14 protein-coding genes are annotated in these 15,726 nt (G+C 69.9%); 10 read left to right on the top strand and 4 right to left on the bottom strand.

The genetic code is table 11. From position 1 onward, the window contains the following. The first annotated feature begins 182 nt into the window (after nt 1-182). From AAG688_RS04780 to AAG688_RS04755, 6 genes are all read left to right on the top strand, one after another. Nucleotides 183-2,555: a TonB-dependent receptor domain-containing protein gene (locus AAG688_RS04780; RefSeq protein WP_411834216.1), complete on the top strand. Its 2,373-nt coding sequence runs from the start codon at nt 183-185 to the stop codon at nt 2,553-2,555. A gap of 122 nt (nt 2,556-2,677) precedes the next feature. Next, nucleotides 2,678-3,322: a PepSY-associated TM helix domain-containing protein gene (locus tag AAG688_RS04775; protein WP_411834215.1), complete on the top strand. Its 645-nt coding sequence runs from the start codon at nt 2,678-2,680 to the stop codon at nt 3,320-3,322. 18 nt (nt 3,323-3,340) lie between these two features. After that, nucleotides 3,341-3,871, top strand: coding sequence for a DUF2271 domain-containing protein (locus tag AAG688_RS04770; protein WP_411834214.1), 531 nt, complete (start codon nt 3,341-3,343; stop codon nt 3,869-3,871). 146 nt (nt 3,872-4,017) lie between these two features. Next, nucleotides 4,018-4,890, top strand: a complete 873-nt coding sequence (locus AAG688_RS04765; protein ID WP_411834213.1) for a DUF4198 domain-containing protein — start codon at nt 4,018-4,020, stop codon at nt 4,888-4,890. A gap of 51 nt (nt 4,891-4,941) precedes the next feature. After that, on the top strand, nt 4,942-5,925 hold the full coding sequence (locus AAG688_RS04760; protein ID WP_411834212.1) for an FAD:protein FMN transferase: 984 nt from the start codon (nt 4,942-4,944) through the stop codon (nt 5,923-5,925). Further along, entirely contained in the window at nt 5,922-7,568 is a 1,647-nt protein-coding gene (locus AAG688_RS04755; RefSeq protein WP_411834211.1) for a sulfite reductase subunit alpha, read from the top strand. Before AAG688_RS04760 ends, AAG688_RS04755 begins: the two co-directional genes overlap by 4 nt. Before the next feature lie 854 nt (nt 7,569-8,422). Here the strand turns inward: AAG688_RS04755 and AAG688_RS04750 are convergent. Beyond that, entirely contained in the window at nt 8,423-9,016 is a 594-nt protein-coding gene (locus AAG688_RS04750; RefSeq protein WP_411834210.1) for a HutD family protein, read from the bottom strand. Between the two features lie 287 nt (nt 9,017-9,303). Further along, on the bottom strand, nt 9,304-9,645 hold the full coding sequence (locus AAG688_RS04745; RefSeq protein WP_411834209.1) for a ComEA family DNA-binding protein: 342 nt from the start codon (nt 9,643-9,645) through the stop codon (nt 9,304-9,306). Between the two features lie 206 nt (nt 9,646-9,851). On the opposite strand from AAG688_RS04745, the gene AAG688_RS04740 reads away from it, so the two are divergent. Then, complete coding sequence (locus AAG688_RS04740) at nt 9,852-11,345, top strand: M20 family metallopeptidase (RefSeq protein ID WP_411834208.1); 1,494 nt, start codon at nt 9,852-9,854, stop codon at nt 11,343-11,345. A gap of 62 nt (nt 11,346-11,407) precedes the next feature. Then, on the top strand, nt 11,408-11,674 hold the full coding sequence (locus AAG688_RS04735; protein WP_411834207.1) for a GlsB/YeaQ/YmgE family stress response membrane protein: 267 nt from the start codon (nt 11,408-11,410) through the stop codon (nt 11,672-11,674). Nucleotides 11,675-11,899: 225 nt separating this feature from the next. Here AAG688_RS04735 and AAG688_RS04730 read toward each other — a convergent pair whose 3' ends face one another. Continuing rightward, nucleotides 11,900-13,309 carry a mannose-1-phosphate guanylyltransferase/mannose-6-phosphate isomerase gene (locus tag AAG688_RS04730; protein WP_411834206.1) on the bottom strand — a complete coding sequence of 470 codons (1,410 nt, stop codon included), beginning with the start codon at nt 13,307-13,309 and terminating at the stop codon, nt 11,900-11,902. A gap of 73 nt (nt 13,310-13,382) precedes the next feature. Between AAG688_RS04730 and AAG688_RS04725 the strand changes: the two genes are divergently transcribed. Next, nucleotides 13,383-14,387 carry an aminoglycoside phosphotransferase family protein gene (locus tag AAG688_RS04725; protein ID WP_411834205.1) on the top strand — a complete coding sequence of 335 codons (1,005 nt, stop codon included), beginning with the start codon at nt 13,383-13,385 and terminating at the stop codon, nt 14,385-14,387. Beyond that, nucleotides 14,384-15,094, top strand: coding sequence for an N-acetylmuramate alpha-1-phosphate uridylyltransferase MurU (murU, locus tag AAG688_RS04720; RefSeq protein WP_411834204.1), 711 nt, complete (start codon nt 14,384-14,386; stop codon nt 15,092-15,094). The genes AAG688_RS04725 and murU overlap by 4 nt, the downstream gene beginning before the upstream one ends. A 150-nt stretch (nt 15,095-15,244) precedes the next feature. On the opposite strand, the gene AAG688_RS04715 is transcribed toward murU, so the two are convergent. Continuing rightward, nucleotides 15,245-15,715 (bottom strand): chemotaxis protein CheW, encoded by a 471-nt coding sequence (locus tag AAG688_RS04715; protein WP_411834203.1) that lies wholly within the window; start codon nt 15,713-15,715, stop codon nt 15,245-15,247. Nucleotides 15,716-15,726: the final 11 nt, after the last annotated feature.

The raw sequence follows: 15,726 nt of genomic DNA, 5'->3' as shown, positions 1-15,726 counted from the left end.
TCCTGCGCCCATCCCGGCCACGCGCCGCCCCCCGCGATCGCCCGCGCCTGACGCCCGGCGGCGCTCGCCTCCTTCGAGTCTTCCCGGTCCCTGTCCCGCACGACGCGGTGGCGGGTCCGGGCGGCCAGCACGACACACACATCCACCTCACCTTCCCTTTCCTCTCCTCAGGTATCGCCCAGATGCATGCTTCCTCCCCCCGCATTCCCCGCCGCCACGCACTCCACGGCGCACTGCTGCTGGCGCTGGCCGCGCCCGCACTGGCGCTGGCGCAACCGTCCGCCGATCCCAACGGCGCCGACCCCAGCACGCTGGACACGGTGGTCGTCACCGCCGCCGGCTTCGAACAGAAGCTCACCGACGCGCCGGCCAGCATCAGCGTCATCACCCGCGAGGAACTGACCAAGCGCCCCTACATCACGCTGATCGACGCGGTGCGCGACCTGGAAGGCGTGGACGTGGGCGAGACCTCGGACAAGACCGGCCAGAAGACCATCAGCATGCGCGGCATGGGGCCGGACTACACCCTCATCCTGGTGGACGGCAAGCGCCAGAACAACCACGGCGACATCTATCCGAACAGCTTCGGCGGCAACCAGTTCAACCACATCCCGCCGCTGGACATGATCGATCGCGTCGAGGTCATCCGCGGCCCCGCATCGACCCTGTACGGCGCCGACGCGCTGGGCGGCGTCATCAACATCATCACCCGCAAGGTGTCCGACCGCTGGCGCGGCTCGGCCACGGCCGGCCACAGCATCCAGGAGAACAGCGACTTCGGTTCCGACACCACCTTCGATTTCGCCCTGATGGGGCCGCTGGTGGCCGACAAGCTGGGCCTGGGCGTGCGCGGCTCGTGGTACCGCCGCGATGCCTCCGCCCCGGAGTACGAAATCATCACCGCGCCGGACGGCACCACCTTCGAGCGCCCGCTGGGCTTCGGCGGCGGTGGCAAGACGGTGGACAACACCAACAAGAGCGCCGGCGCGACCCTGAGCTGGCGGCCGGTCGACAACCACAGCCTGGTGTTCGAGTACGACACTTCCGAACAGGTCTACGACAACACGCCCTACCTCAACAACCTGGGCACCGAAACCTATCCGCTGGGCACGGTGGACGGCCTGGCCGGCATCTGGCGCGCCGCGCCGCAGGCCGGCTACGCCGCCGACCAGGAGTTCACCCGCGACCAGTGGTCCATCACCCACCACGGCCAGTGGGAACTGGGCAACAGCTTCGTGTCGCTGGCCCACATCGACACCGGCAACCACGGCCGCACCCTGCCCTTCACCGTGGCCGAGCGCCTGGTCCACCGCGACCTCTACTGCAACAACGCCGCCACCTGCGCCAGCGGCCCCTACGCCGGCCTGACCCGCGCCCAGCGCCAGCAGTTGATGGTGGACACCTTCCTGCCGCGCCCCAAGCGCACGATGGAAAGCCGCCAGTACACGCTGGACGCCAAGTTCGACTTCGCCGTGGGCGAACGCCACCACTTCGTCGTCGGCGGGCAGCTCATCGACGGTGAGCTGGAGGACGGCGTGTTCGGCATGGAAGGTGGCGGCGACGGCGCCGGCACCGTGCAGGACCACAGGATGTGGTCGCTGTTCGCCGAGGACAACTGGAACCCGATCGACGCGCTGACCATCACCCTGGGCATGCGTCGCGACGATCACAACGTGTTCGGCAGCCAGCTCAGCCCGCGCGCCTACGCAGTGTGGGACATCAGCCCGACCTGGACCCTGAAGGGCGGCGTCAGCACCGGCTTCAAGACCCCCAAGACCACCGACCTGTACGACGGCATCACCGGCTTCGGCGGCCAGGGCACCTCGCCCTTCGTCGGCAACCCGGACCTGAAGCCGGAAACCAGCGTCAACAGCGAGATCGCGCTGTACTGGACCTCGGCGAACGACGCCCACAACTTCAACATCACGGTCTTCCGCAACGACTTCGACGACAAGATCGCCCGTGGCGAAACCAACCTGAGCTGCGAGCAGACCGGCGGCGTGCGTCCCTGCGCCAACCTGGGCGACTATGCGCAGCTGGGCTACACCACCTACGCGCAGAACATCAACATCGACGAAGTACGCATCCAGGGCGTGGAAGTGGCCGGGCGCTGGGGCATCATCGACAACCTGTCGCTGCGCGCGAACTACACCTACACCGACAGCGAGCAGCTCAGCGGCGCGCAGCAGGGCCTGCCGCTGACCAATACCGCCAAGCACATGGCCAACGCCAGCCTGAACTGGCAGGCCACGGAAAGCTTCAGCGTGCAGTTGCTGGCCGAGGCGCGCTCCAGGCGCTACCGCGACGTGGTCAACGGCGTCCGCCGCGACTTCGAGGACTACACCGTGTTCCACCTCGGCGCGCAGTACCGCTTCAGCGAGCACGTCAGCGTCAACGCGCGCATCAACAACCTGCTCGACGAGGACTTCACCTCGTTCCAGACCCTCTGGACGCAGAACCCGGCCACCGGTGCCTGGACGCCCAGCTACCTCGACGACTACAACAACAAGGACAAGTCGCGGAACCTGTGGCTGAGCCTCAACGTCAGCTTCTGACGTTCCCGCCGGCCCGGGTGTCAACCGCCCGGGCCGGCGTGCGTTTTCTCGGACACCCGCCATCAATGAGAATTGTTCTCATTGATGGCCTATACTTTGCGACCCGTCCAGCAGCGCCTTCCGTGCCCGCCATCCCTTCCCGCCCCGATCCGGTTTCCACCCAGCAGCGCCGCGGCTTCTGGCTGCGCACGCTGCACCAGTGGCACTGGATCAGCTCGGCGGTCTGCCTGATCGGCATGCTGCTGTTCGCGGTCACTGGCATCACCCTCAACCACGCCTCGCGGATCGAGGCCGATCCGCAGGTGGTCAACCGCACCGCCGACCTGCCCGCCTCGCTGCTGCCGCTGCTGGAGCAGCCGGACGAAGGCAACGCGCCGCTGCCGGCCGAGGTGGCGCGCTGGCTGGGCGATGCGCTGTCGGTGTCGCTGGGACGCCGGCCGGCCGAGTGGTCCGACGGCGAGATCTACCTGTCCATGCCCAGCCCCGGCGCCGACGCCTGGCTCAGCATCGATCGCGAGAGCGGCGCGGTGGAGTTCGAGCGCACCGAGCGCGGCTGGATCTCCTACCTCAACGACCTGCACAAGGGCCGCAACGCCGGGCCGGCGTGGGGATGGTTCCTCGACGTCTTCGCGGTGGCCTGCCTGGTGTTCTGCATCACCGGCCTGTTCCTGCTGCAACTGCACGCGCGCCAGCGCCGCATGACCTGGCCGATGGTCGGCCTGGGCCTGCTGGTGCCGCTGCTGCTGGCCCTGCTCTTCATCCACTGACCCCCGCGAGCATTCCGAATGTCGAAGATCGCCGTACCCGTCACCCTGACCATCGCGCTGAGCGGCCTGCTCGGCGTGCCCGCCTACGCGGCGCAGCTCGACGTCAGCGTCGAGATCCCCAAGCTCAACGTGGCCGAGTACCACCGCCCGTACGTGGCCATCTGGGTCGAGGGCGCCGACCAGAAGGTCGCCGCCAACCTGTCGGTCTGGTACCAGCACAAGGACACCGCCGAAGGCCACGGCACCAAGTGGCTGCCGGACCTGCGCCAGTGGTGGCGCAAGACCGGACGCACGCTGAAGGTGCCGGTGGACGGCGTCACCGGCCCGACCAAGCCGGTCGGCAAGCACGCGCTGAGCTTCACCGACAAGCAGCAGCTGGCCGGCCTGGCGCCGGGCGAGTACACGCTGGTGGTCGAGGCCGCGCGCGAGGTCGGCGGCCGCGAACTGCTGAAGATCCCCTTCACCTGGCCGGCCCAGGGCAAGCCGCAGAACGCCAGCGCGCAGGGCAGCAGCGAGCTCGGCGCCGTCACCCTGGCCGTCAAACCCTGATCCGCTCCAAGCCCTCCCCTTCAAGCGGAGGATTGGGTGGGGATGGTGTCGGACCACGCAATGTTCCTGACACGCCCCCTCCCGGCCTTTCCCCTCGAAGGAAAGGCGCAAGGCCCCCGTCCCGGACCCACGTAAGGAATCTCCTCATGAAGCGTTCCACCCTCGCCCTCGCCGCCGTCCTCTGCCTGCTGCCGCTGACCGCGGCCGCCCACAAGCAATGGCTGGTCCCCTCCTCCACCGTGGTCGCCGGCAACGACCCGTGGGTCACGGTCGATGCCGCGGTGTCGAACCAGCTGTACTACCCGGATCACGTGCCGATGCGGCTGGACAACGTCGTCGTCACCGCGCCCGACGGCAGCGCGCTGAAGCCGCAGAACCCGGCGACCGGCAAGTACCGCAGCGTGTTCGACGTGCAGCTGCAGCAGGAAGGCACCTACCGCATCACCAACCTCAACGCCGGCCTGTCCGCGCGCTGGGACACCGCCGAGAGCCTGGCCGCGGCCAAGGCGGCGCAGGCCAATCCGCCGGCCGCCGGCGGCCCCGGCGGCGGCGGTCCGCGCGGCGGCTTCCTGCGCAACGCCACGCCCGAGGACCTGGCCACCAAGATCCCCAAGGACGCCAAGAACGTGCAGGTCACCGAAGGCATCGGCCGCGTGGAGACCTTCGTCACCCGCGGCGCGCCCAGCGACATCACGCTCACCGGCAAGGGACTGGAACTGGCGGCGGTGACGCATCCCAACGATCTGGTCGCCGGCGAGGAAGCCACCTTCAGGCTGATGGTCGACGGCAAGCCGGCCGCCGGCTTGGAGATCGAGATCGTCCGCGGCGCCACCCGCTACCGCAACGCGCAGGACGAGATCAACGTCACCACCGCCGCCGACGGCAGCTTCAAGGTCACCTGGCCGGAAGCGGGCATGTACTGGCTGGAAACCTCGACCACCGATGCCAGGACCTCGGCGCCGCAGGCCAAGCAGCGCCGCCTGAGCTACGTGGCGACGCTGGAAGTGCTGCCGCAATAAAGCAGCCACGCGCGGGCCGGCGCAGCGCCGGCCCGCCTTGCGACGACCATGATGTCCGCCGTTTCCGAACCCTCCGCGCTGGCCCTGCATTCGCTGGGCGGCCAGACGATGGGCACGACCTGGAGCGTGCGGCTGGCCGCCGCGCCTTCGCTGGACCTGCATGCGCTGCATGCGCGCCTGCAGGGCGAGCTGGATCGCATCGTCGCGCAGATGAGCACCTGGCGCGACGATTCGGACATCACCCGCTACAACTGCGCCGTGGCTGGGCAGGCGCAGGATCTGCCCGACGAGTTCTCCACCGTGCTCGCCTGCGCGCTGGACATCGCCGAACGCAGCGGCGGCGCCTACGATCCGACCATCGCGCCGCTCGTCGATGCCTGGGGCTTCGGCGCCCATGCCGCCGCGCCGCGCGTGCCCGACGAGGAAACCTTGGCCATCGCCCGTGCGCACGTGGGCTGGCGGCGCCTGCGCGCGGCCTTCGCGCCGCCGCGGCTGTCGCAGCCCGGCGGACTGCGGCTGGATCTCTCCGCGATCGCCAAGGGCTACGGCGTGGATCGCGTTGCCGCACGGTTGCGCACGTCGGGCATTCCCGGCGCGCTGGTCGAGGTCGGCGGCGAACTCCACGGCTACGGCATCAAGCCCGACGGCCAGCGCTGGCGCGTGCTGGTGGAATCGGCGCCCGACGAGGAGGCCGACGGCGCGCGATACCCGCCGCGCGTGGTCGTGCTGGACGGCCTGGCGATCGCCACGTCCGGCGATCGCTGGCACCACTTCGACCACGGCGGCACGCGCTATGCGCACACCCTCGACCCGCGCAGCGGACGCCCGGTCGCGCAGGCCGCCGCCGCGGTCAGCGTGATCGCCGCCGACGCGATGCAGGCCGACGCCTGGGCCACCGCGCTGACGGTGATGGGCACGCGCGACGGCCATGCGTTCGCGCGCGCGCGCGGCCTGGCCGCGCGCTTCGTCACCCGCGCGGACGGAACCCTGGAAGAAACGATGACCCCCGCCTTCGAAGCGCGGCTGGCCGCATGAACGCGACCGCGCTCAAGACCGCCACCGGCTCCGGCCTGCGCCGGGCGCCGCTCGGCAATGCACTGATGCTGATCGCGCTGGCGGCGCTGTGCGGCTGGCTGCTGACGCTCAACACCGGCGCCTGGTGGCCGGCGCCGCCCTCGACCGCGCGAATCTGGATGGCGATCGCCAGCGTGGCCGCCTATGCCGGCTTCTGCGCGGCGCTGTGGTGGAGGACGCGCCCGCGCCCTTGCGCCGTCACCACGCCCGCCGACGACGCGGTGCTGATCGGTTACGCCAGCCAGACCGGATTCGCCCACGAGCTGGCCCAGCGCACCGCCGACAGCCTGCAACGGGCCGGCGTGGCGGTGCACGTCCTGCCGCTCGAGCACATCGACGCCGCGCGGCTGGCACGCACGCCGCGCGCGCTGTTCATCGTCAGCACCACCGGAGAGGGCGATCCGCCCGACCACGCGCTGGGTTTCGTCCGCCAGGTGATGGGACGGCCGGCGACGCTGGAATCGCTGCAATACGCGGTGCTGGCGCTGGGCGACCGCGAATACGAGGACTTCTGCGGCTTCGGCCACCAGCTCGACGGCTGGCTGCGCCGGCAGGGCGCGCAGCCCTGGTTCGACCTGATCGAGGTCGACAACGCCGACGAGGGCGCGCTGCGCCACTGGCAGCACCATCTAGGCCACATCGGCGGCATCGCCGATCTGCCCGACTGGACGCCGCCGCGCTACCAGACGTGGACGCTGGCGGCGCGCGAACGGCTCAACCCTGGCAGCGCCGGCGAACCGGCCTGGCGGATCGACCTGCTGCCGCCGGTGGAGCCGGAATCGATCGAATGGCAGGCCGGCGACATCGCCGAGATCGGCCCGCGCCACCCGGCGGCAACCGTGGACGCCTGGCTCGCCGCCAGCGGCCTGGACGGGGATGCGCCCCTGGAAACGGACGACGGCGCGACGACGCTGCGCGAAGCGGCAGCACGCAGCCACCTGCCCGATCCCGCCGAGGTGCGCGGCCAGCAGGCCCGGCAGGTCGCCGCGGCGCTGGCGCCGCTGCCGCACCGCGAATACTCCATCGCCTCGCTGCCCCCGGAAGGCTCGCTGCGGCTGCTGGTGCGGCGCATGCGCGCTGCCGACGGCACGCCCGGCCTGGGCAGCGGCTGGCTGTGCGACCACGCGCCGCTGGGCGGCCAGATCGCGCTGCGCATCCGCACCAACGCCAACTTCCACCCGCCGGCGCCGGAACGCCCGCTGATCCTGATCGGCAACGGCACCGGCATGGCCAGCCTGCGCGCCCACCTGCGCGCGCGCATCGACGCCGGCCTGCATCGCAACTGGCTGCTGTTCGGCGAGCGCAACGAGGCCTGCGACTTCTTCCACGGCGATGAAATCCGCCAATGGCAGCGCAGCGGCGCAATCGCGCGCGTCGACCTGGCCTTCTCGCGCGACCAGCCCACCCGCCTGTACGTACAGGACGTGCTGCGCCGGCAGGCGGGCGAGTTGCGGCGCTGGGTCGACGAAGGCGCCGCCCTCTACGTCTGCGGCAGCCTGGCCGGCATGGCACCGGGCGTCGACGCGGTGCTGCGCGACGCGCTCGGCAACGAGGCGGTCGAACGGATGCTGGCCGACGGCCGCTACCGGCGCGACGTGTATTGAACCCGCATCGCTCCTCCGGCAAATCCCAAGGCACCTCCGGTTGATCAACGCCCCGCTGTAGAGCCGAGCTTGCTCGGCTCCTTTACCGGCAGGCGAAACGCAGCCGAGCAAGCTCGGCTCTACAAGAGATCGCCGCAAGTCGGGGAATGAATCCGCGACGCTTCGGCACCGAAGCCGTATCGGCTCCCTTGGCACATTCCAAGGCACCTCCGGTCGATCAACGCATCCCGACTGTGAGCCGGGCTTGCTCGGCTCCTTACCGGCGGGCGAAAGGCAGCCGAGCAAGCCCGGCTCTACAAGAGATCGTCGCAAACAGGCGAATGAATCCGCGACGCTTCGGCACCGAAGCCATATCGGCTCCCTTGGCACATCCCAAGGCACCTCCGGTCGATCAACGCATCCCGACTGTAGAGCCCGAGCTTGCTCGGCTCCTTTACCGGCCGGCGAAAGGCAGCCGAGCAAGCCCGGCTCTACAAGAGATCGCCGCAAGTCGGGGAATGAATCCGCGACGCTTCGGCACCGAAGCCACATCCGCTCCCTTGGCAAATCCCAAGGCACCTCCGGTCGATCAACGCCCCGTTGTAGAGCCGAGCTTGCTCGGCTCCTTTACCGGCGGGCGAAAGGCAGCCGAGCAAGCTCGGCTCTACAAGAGATCGTCGCAAACAGGCGAATGAATCCGCGACGCTTCAGCTCCGAAGCCATATCGGCTCCCTTGGCAAATCCCAAGGCACCTCCGGTCGATCAACGCCCGTTGTAGAGCCGAGCTTGCTCGGCTCCTCACCGACCGGCGAAAGGCAGCCGGGCAAGCCCGGCATTACAAAAATCACCGCAAGCCGGGAAATGAATCCGCGGGATTACGATCCCGCCATCTGCCGGATGCGGATGGCCAGCAACTCGCCGCCGCCTTCCAGCACGAAGCGACGGCGGCCCGAGGACGAGGCCAGCACGGCGGTATCGCCGGCCCACAGCGGCGGCAGGCTGGCGGCGCCGTCGAAGCGGCCCTGCCCGCCCAGCAGGTGGATCGCCCACTGCGTGCCGGGCTCGGCGAAGAACAACATCGGCCCCACCAGCGGACGATGCAGCAGCTCGGCCTGCACCGCATCGCGCCGCCACATCAGGTTGAAGTCGTGGGTGGGGCCATCGATCAGCTCGCCGGCCACTTCGTCCTCGCCGGCGAAGCGCAAACGATCGTGCGGCGGTTGCAGGAGGGCGTCGCGGCCATCGCCGAAGCGCAGCCGCAGGCCGTTGCCGCGCAGCAGCACCAGCTCGCGCTCGACGCCCGGGAACGACGAGAACGGCGCGTCCTGCTCGATCTCGGCGATCGACAGCCGCCAGTGCCAGTCGTCGGCATCGGGCATGCGCAGGATCTGCCGCGTCCAGCCGGCGCCGTTCTTCCAGCGCTCGCGCCGGTATTCGTTGGCGGGGATGACCCGCGACTGCGACGACATGCAAGAGCTCCCGCCAGCGGTTGCCACCATTCTAGGAGACAACCCCGGGTCCTCGCCTACTGTCTCCGCGCGGACATGCCGCAAAAAACACATCGCCCGGCCACACCTGCGTGCGACCGGGCGATGCGACTTCCGTGTTGGCGTCCTGCCAGTATCGGGCTCCCTGCCCGCTCCAGGCCTTTGCGCATTCCTGCGCTGCAATCAGTACATCCCTGTCGGCTTCCCTGCCTGTCGGTGGCGTCCTGCCCCTTGCCGGCGCCGCCGCCAGGCGGCGGCGCCCGGATGGCTCAGCGGCGCGTCACCGGACGCGGTTGCGCCGGTGCGGTGGCGGCGTTCTTCGGCGCGGCGGGAGCGGCGGCGGCGCGCAGTTCGATGCGATCCCGGTTCTTCTCGACCGTCTTCAAGCCGATGCCCTTGACCATCGCCAGTTCCTCGGCGCTCTTGAACGGGCCGTTGGCCTTGCGGTAGTCGACGATGGCCTGCGCCTTGGCCGGCCCGACGCCGACCAGGACTGCCTCCAGCGCGGCGGCGTCGGCGGTATTGATGTTGACCTTGTCGGCCGCCCAGGCCGTGGAAGCCAGCAGCAGCGACAGGACCAGCGATTTCAGGATCAGATGGATGGATTTCATGGCGACGCTCCTTGTGCGTTGATGATTCCGTGTTCCGTCCCGGCGGAGGCCGGGCGGCAGGAAAGTCTGGATCGCCGTACCCGAAGGACGATATCGCTGCCGCCCCGTGGCGGCTGCCGGGAAACGCCACGCCGGCGTGTAGGAAATTTCCTACACGCGCGCAGGCGTAGAATGGGCGGCTAGCCAAACGCATCGCCGGAGCCATCATGGACAACGCCAAGATCGACCGCTACGTCTCGGAGAAGTGGGACGGGGACATCGTCCCGCAACTGGTCGAATACATCCGCATCCCCAACAAGTCGCCGATGTTCGACAAGGACTGGGTCGCCAACGGCTACATGGAGCAGGCCGCGAAACTGATGGAGGACTGGGCGCGCGCCCAGCCCATCGCCGGCATGCAGGTCGAGACCGTGCGCCTGGAAGGGCGCACGCCGCTGATCTTCGTCGAGATCCCCGCCTCCGGCCCGGAGACCGGCAGCGACACCGTGCTGCTGTACGGCCACCTGGACAAGCAGCCGGAGATGACCGGCTGGGACGACGACCTCGGCCCGTGGAAGCCGGTGCTGCGCGGCGACAAGCTGTACGGCCGCGGCGGCGCCGACGACGGCTACGCCATCTTCGGCTCGCTGGCCGCGATCCAGGCGCTGCAGCAGCAGGGCCTGCCGCACGCGCGCTGCGTGGTGCTGATCGAGGCCTGCGAGGAATCGGGCAGCTACGACCTGCCCGCCTACGTCGATCACCTGGCCGTGCGCATCGGCCAGCCGTCGCTGGTGGTGTGCCTGGACTCGGGCTGCGGCAACTACGAGCAGCTGTGGTGCACGACCTCGCTGCGCGGCCTGGCCGGCGGCAACTTCACCGTCAAGGTGCTGGAGGAAGGCGTGCATTCCGGCGACGCCTCCGGCGTGGTGCCGTCCAGCTTCCGCCTGCTGCGCCAGTTGCTGTCGCGGATCGAGGACGAGAACACCGGCCGCATCCTGATCGACGGCCTGCACGTGGAGATCCCGGCCGAGCGCCGGGCACAGGCGCAGCGCGCGGCGGAAGTGCTCGATACGGCGGTGTTCGACAAGTTCCCGCTGGTGGACGGCCTCAAGCCGATGAGCGATGAACTGAGCGAACTGGTGCTCAACCGCACCTGGCGCCCGGCGCTGTCGGTGACCGGCGTGGACGGCATGCCGCCGCTGGCCTCGGCCGGCAACGTGCTGCGTCCGCACACCGCGGTCAAGCTGTCGCTGCGGCTGCCGCCGACCGCCGACGGCAAGCGCAGTGGCGAGCTGCTGAAGGAAGCGCTGCTGCGCGATCCGCCCAATGGCGCGCAGGTCACGCTGGATCTGGAGAAGGCCTCGACCGGCTGGAACGCGCCGGCGATGTCGCCGTGGCTGGAGCGGGCCATCGACGCGGCCAGCCAGGCGTTCTTCGGCAAGCCGGCGATGTACATGGGCGAAGGCGGCTCGATTCCGTTCATGGGCATGCTGGGCGAGAAGTTCCCCGGCGCGCAGTTCATGATCACCGGCGTGCTCGGCCCGCATTCCAACGCGCACGGCCCCAACGAGTTCCTGCACATCCCGATGGGCAAGAAGGTCACCGCCTGCGTGGCGCGGGTGATCGCCGAGCACCACGCCGCCAGCCTGCGCGGCGAGACCAGCGGCTCGCCGGTGGCCGCCGACAGCGGCACCCGCCACGGCGACCACGGCTGCTGCTGAGCCTTCACCACCGGAGCACCGGCTGCTACGCTGCCCCCACCTTTCCGGTGGGGGCATGCGCAATGGGTAGCCTGTTCGGCAGCGACAGCTGGCTCTACATCATCCTGGTGGGCTTCGTGGTCGGCCTGCTGGCGCGGTTCATCACGCCCGGCAACGGCCGCATGGGCTGCCTGCTGACCATCGTGCTCGGCATCGCCGGCGCCCTGCTGGCCGGCTGGTTCGGCCAGTACATGGGCTGGTACGCGGCAGGACAACCGGCCGGCTTCCTCGGCGCGCTGCTCGGCGCCATCGCGATCCTCGCGCTGACCAGTTTGTTCCGCAGGCGCTAGCGGCATCGGTTCAACCCGAGAGGATTTCGTTCGCGCAATCGGCGGTCCAAGAAGCGCCTCCCTCCCACGTTTACGGGGGGTTAGGAGGCAGATGGCGAAGGCCCCCATCCCAACCTTCCCCCGCAAGCGGGGGAAGGAGCAGGTCATGGCACCGGAAGTATGGGAAACGGCTCCCTCCCCCGTTTACGGGGGAGGGATGGGGTGGGGGCAGGTTTTGGAGGGCCGTCAGCCACTGCGGCCATACACATCCTCGAAGCGGACGATGTCGTCCTCGCCCAGGTAGCTGCCCGACTGCACCTCGATCAGTTCCAGCGGCACCTTGCCCGGATTCTCCAGCCGGTGGGTGACGCCGAGCGGGATGTAGGTGCTCTGGTTCTCCGACAGCAGCAGGGTCTCCTCGCCGCGGATCACCTTGGCGGTGCCGCTGACGACGATCCAGTGCTCGGCGCGATGGTGATGCATCTGCAGGCTCAGCGCCGCGCCGGGCTTGACGGTGATGCGCTTGACCTGGAAGCGCTCGCCCATGTCGATCGAATCGTAGGCGCCCCACGGCCGGTACACCTTGCGGTGCAGGACCGCCTGGCTGCGCTGGCCGTCCTTGAGGCGGGCGACGACCTGCTTGACCTCCTGCACGCGGTCCTTGCGCGCGACCAGCACGGCGTCGTCGGTCTCGACCACCACCATGTCGTCCACGCCGACCAGCGCCACCAGCCGCTGCGCGTAGGCGTAGCTGTTGCGGCTGTCGATGGCGATGACGTCGCCGTGGTGCGCGTTGCCGTCGGCGTCGCGCTCGGCCACGTCCCACAATGCCGACCAGCTGCCGACGTCGCTCCAGCCGATGTCCACCGGCAGCACCATCGCGTCGCCGGTCTTCTCCATCACCGCGTAGTCGATCGAATCGGACGGGCAGGCGGCGAAGGCCTCGCGATCCAGGCGGACGAAGTCGCCGTCGCGGCGCGCGGCCTCGAACGCCTTGCGCACCGCCGCCACGATGTCGGCGCGGTGTCGCTCCAGTTCCTCCAGGTAGCGGCTGGCGCGGAACAGGAACATGCCGCTGTTCCAGTAGTAGCCGCCGGCCGCCAGGTAGCCCTGCGCGGTGGCCGCGTCGGGCTTCTCGACGAAACGCTGCACCTTGCCCAGGCCCTGGGTGGTGGTGGACTGGATGTAGCCGAAGCCGGTCTCCGGCGCCGACGGCACGACGCCGAAGGTCACCAGCGCGCCGGCCTGCGCGGCGGCCGAGGCCTCCTGCACGGCCCTGCGGAAGCCGGCCGCGTCGCGCACGACGTGATCGGAGGGCAGCACCAGCAGCAGCGGATCCTCGCCGCCGGCCATCGCCTGCAGCGCGGCGGCGGCGATGGCCGGCGCGGTGTTGCGGCCGACCGGTTCGAGCACGATGGCCAGCGCCGGCGCGCCGATCTGGCGCAGCTGCTCGGCCACCAGGAAACGGTGCTCCTCGTTGGCCACCACGATCGGCGCGCGCGCCGACAGCGGCGCGACCCGCAGCCAGGTCTCCTGCACCATCGTGTCGTCGCCGGCCAGCGGCAGGAACTGCTTGGGATAGGCCTCGCGCGAGAGCGGCCACAGCCGCGTGCCGGAGCCGCCGGACAGCAGGACGGGTTGAAGAGGATGTGCCATGTCGGAAATATCGCCGTCTGTTGGCGGTCAGTCTACCCTGTACGCTTTCTCCTTCCGTTTCCGGCCATGACCGATGGGTGACACCGTTTCCGACAGGGAATCCCTGCGCCTGGACTGGGCGCGCACGCAGTTGCGCCAGCCGGCGCTGGCGTTGCGGCGCGCCTCGGTCGACGCCGGCTTCCGCAGCTACTGGCGCACCGAGGGCGGCGACGGCTCGCACATCGTGATGGACTCGCCGCCGGGGCTGGAGGACGTGCGGCCGTGGCTGCGGATGCGCGATCTGCTGGAAGGCGGCGGCGTGCGCGTGCCGCAGGTGCTGGCGCGCGACGTCGAGGCCGGTTTACTGCTGCTGGAGGATCTGGGCGGGCCGACGCTGGCGCAGGTGATCGATGCCGGCAACGCCGACGACTGGTTCGACCGCGCCATCGCGCAGTTGCTGAAGTTGCAGGCCATCGCCGTGCCGGCCGACGTGGGCGCGTTCGGCGAGGCCTTGTTGCAACGCGACGCGGGATTGTTCGAGGAATGGTTCCTGCGCCGCCACCTCGGCCTGGAGCTGGATTGCGCGCAGGCCGAAAGCCTGCAATTGGTACAGCGCCGGCTGATGGACAACGCGCTGGCGCAGCCGCAGGTGCTGGTCCACCGCGACTTCATGCCGCGCAACCTGATGCCGGTGCTGCCGGAGCCGGCGGTGCTGGACTTCCAGGACTGCGTGCGCGGGCCGATCGCCTACGATCCGATCAGCCTGTTCAAGGACGCGTTCCTGGACTGGCCGCTGGCGCGCGTGGACGGCTGGCTGCGGCGCTACCGCGCGCGCGCCGCCGACGCCGGGCTGCCGGTGCCGGCGTGGGAGATCTTCCAGCGCGACGCCGACTGGATGGGCGTGCAGCGGCACCTGAAGATCCTCGGCATCTTCGCCCGCCTGCACCACCGCGACGGCAAGCCGAAATACCTCGCCGACGCGCCGCGCTTCATCGCCTACCTGGACGAGGTGCTGCCGCGCCATCGCGAACTGCAACCGCTGGCCGGACTGCTCCAAACCGTGATCAAGCCCGCGCTGCGCGCGAAGGATGCGGCATGAAGGCGCTGATCTTCGCCGCCGGCCTGGGCGAGCGGATGCGCCCGCTGACCGATCGCACGCCCAAGCCGCTGCTGGAAGCCGGCGGCAAGCCGCTGATCGCCTGGCACCTGGAGAAACTGTCCGCGATCGGCGTGCGCGAGGTGGTGATCAACACCAGCTGGCTGGCCGATCAGTTCCCGGTGGCGCTGGGCGACGGCGCGCGCTGGGACCTGCGCATCGAATACCTGTACGAGGGCGACACTCCGCTGGAGACCGGCGGCGGCATGCTCAACGCGCTGCCGGCGCTGGGCGATGCGCCGTTCCTGCTGGTCAACGGCGACATCTGGAGCGACTACGACTTCGCCCGGCTGCCGCGCGAGCCGCGCGGGCTGGCGCACCTGGTGATGGTGGATCCGCCGGGCTACGCCACCCACGGCGACTTCGCCCTCGACGACGACGGCCAGGTGCGCCGCGACGGCGCGCGCCGCCTCACCTATGCCGGCATCGGCGTCTACCGGCCGGCCCTGCTCGACGGCTGGCGGGCGCACGCGGACGCCGACGCCAGCGTGGCCGGCAACGGCAAGCCGCGCTTCCGGCTGGCGCCGATCCTGCGCGCGCACATGGACGGCGGCGGCATCGGCGGCGAACGCCATGCCGGCCACTGGACCGACGTCGGCACGCCGCAGCGGCTGGCGCAACTGGGCCAGGCGCTGCGCGGACGCCGGTGAGCGCGCCCGATTCCGGCAAACGAGCCGCGCCGGCACACCTCTCCCGTCATCCGGCGCAGGCGGGAACCCAGCGCTTCAAGCCCTGCATGGAGCGGAGCAAGCTCTACATCACCTCCTGTAGCGCCGAGCTTGCTCGGCTGCGCTTCGACTTTATGCGGCCTGCGCCAGCGCCTCGCCGATCATCGCCTCGACCCGCTCCAGGTCCGGCAGCAGCGCGCCTTCCTCGCCCAGCAGCACGCGCATCTGCACGCCTACCGGCAATTCCTCCTCGGTCGCGTCGGCCAGCAGGCCGTCGCGCGGTACCGACACCAGGCGCGGGAACGAGGCGGTCAGCAGGGCGAAGTACGGCATCTTCCCGCTGCCGCCCAGCGCCTTGAGCACGATGATCTTGCTGTTGTGGGCGACCACGTCGCGGCCCTGGCCGGTGAGGTTGGCGAAGGCGACCAGCGGCACCTGCCAGCCATGCCAGTCGATGCGGCCGGGCAGCCAGTCCGGCGTGCCCTCGATGGGCTGCACCGGCGCGCGCGAGAGCACTTCGGCCACCGTCGCGTTGGGCAGCAGCAGGCGGTCTTCGCCGACCTGCACCAGGACCCCGCGGATTTCGTCGTTGGAATGGGCCATTTTCGTTCCTG

The sequence above is a fragment of the Pseudoxanthomonas mexicana genome (assembly GCF_046736355.1).
Lineage (GTDB): Bacteria > Pseudomonadota > Gammaproteobacteria > Xanthomonadales > Xanthomonadaceae > Pseudoxanthomonas_A > Pseudoxanthomonas_A mexicana_B.
The sequence above is the reverse complement of the archived record's forward strand: the minus strand, read 5'-3'. Positions and strand labels throughout refer to the sequence as shown.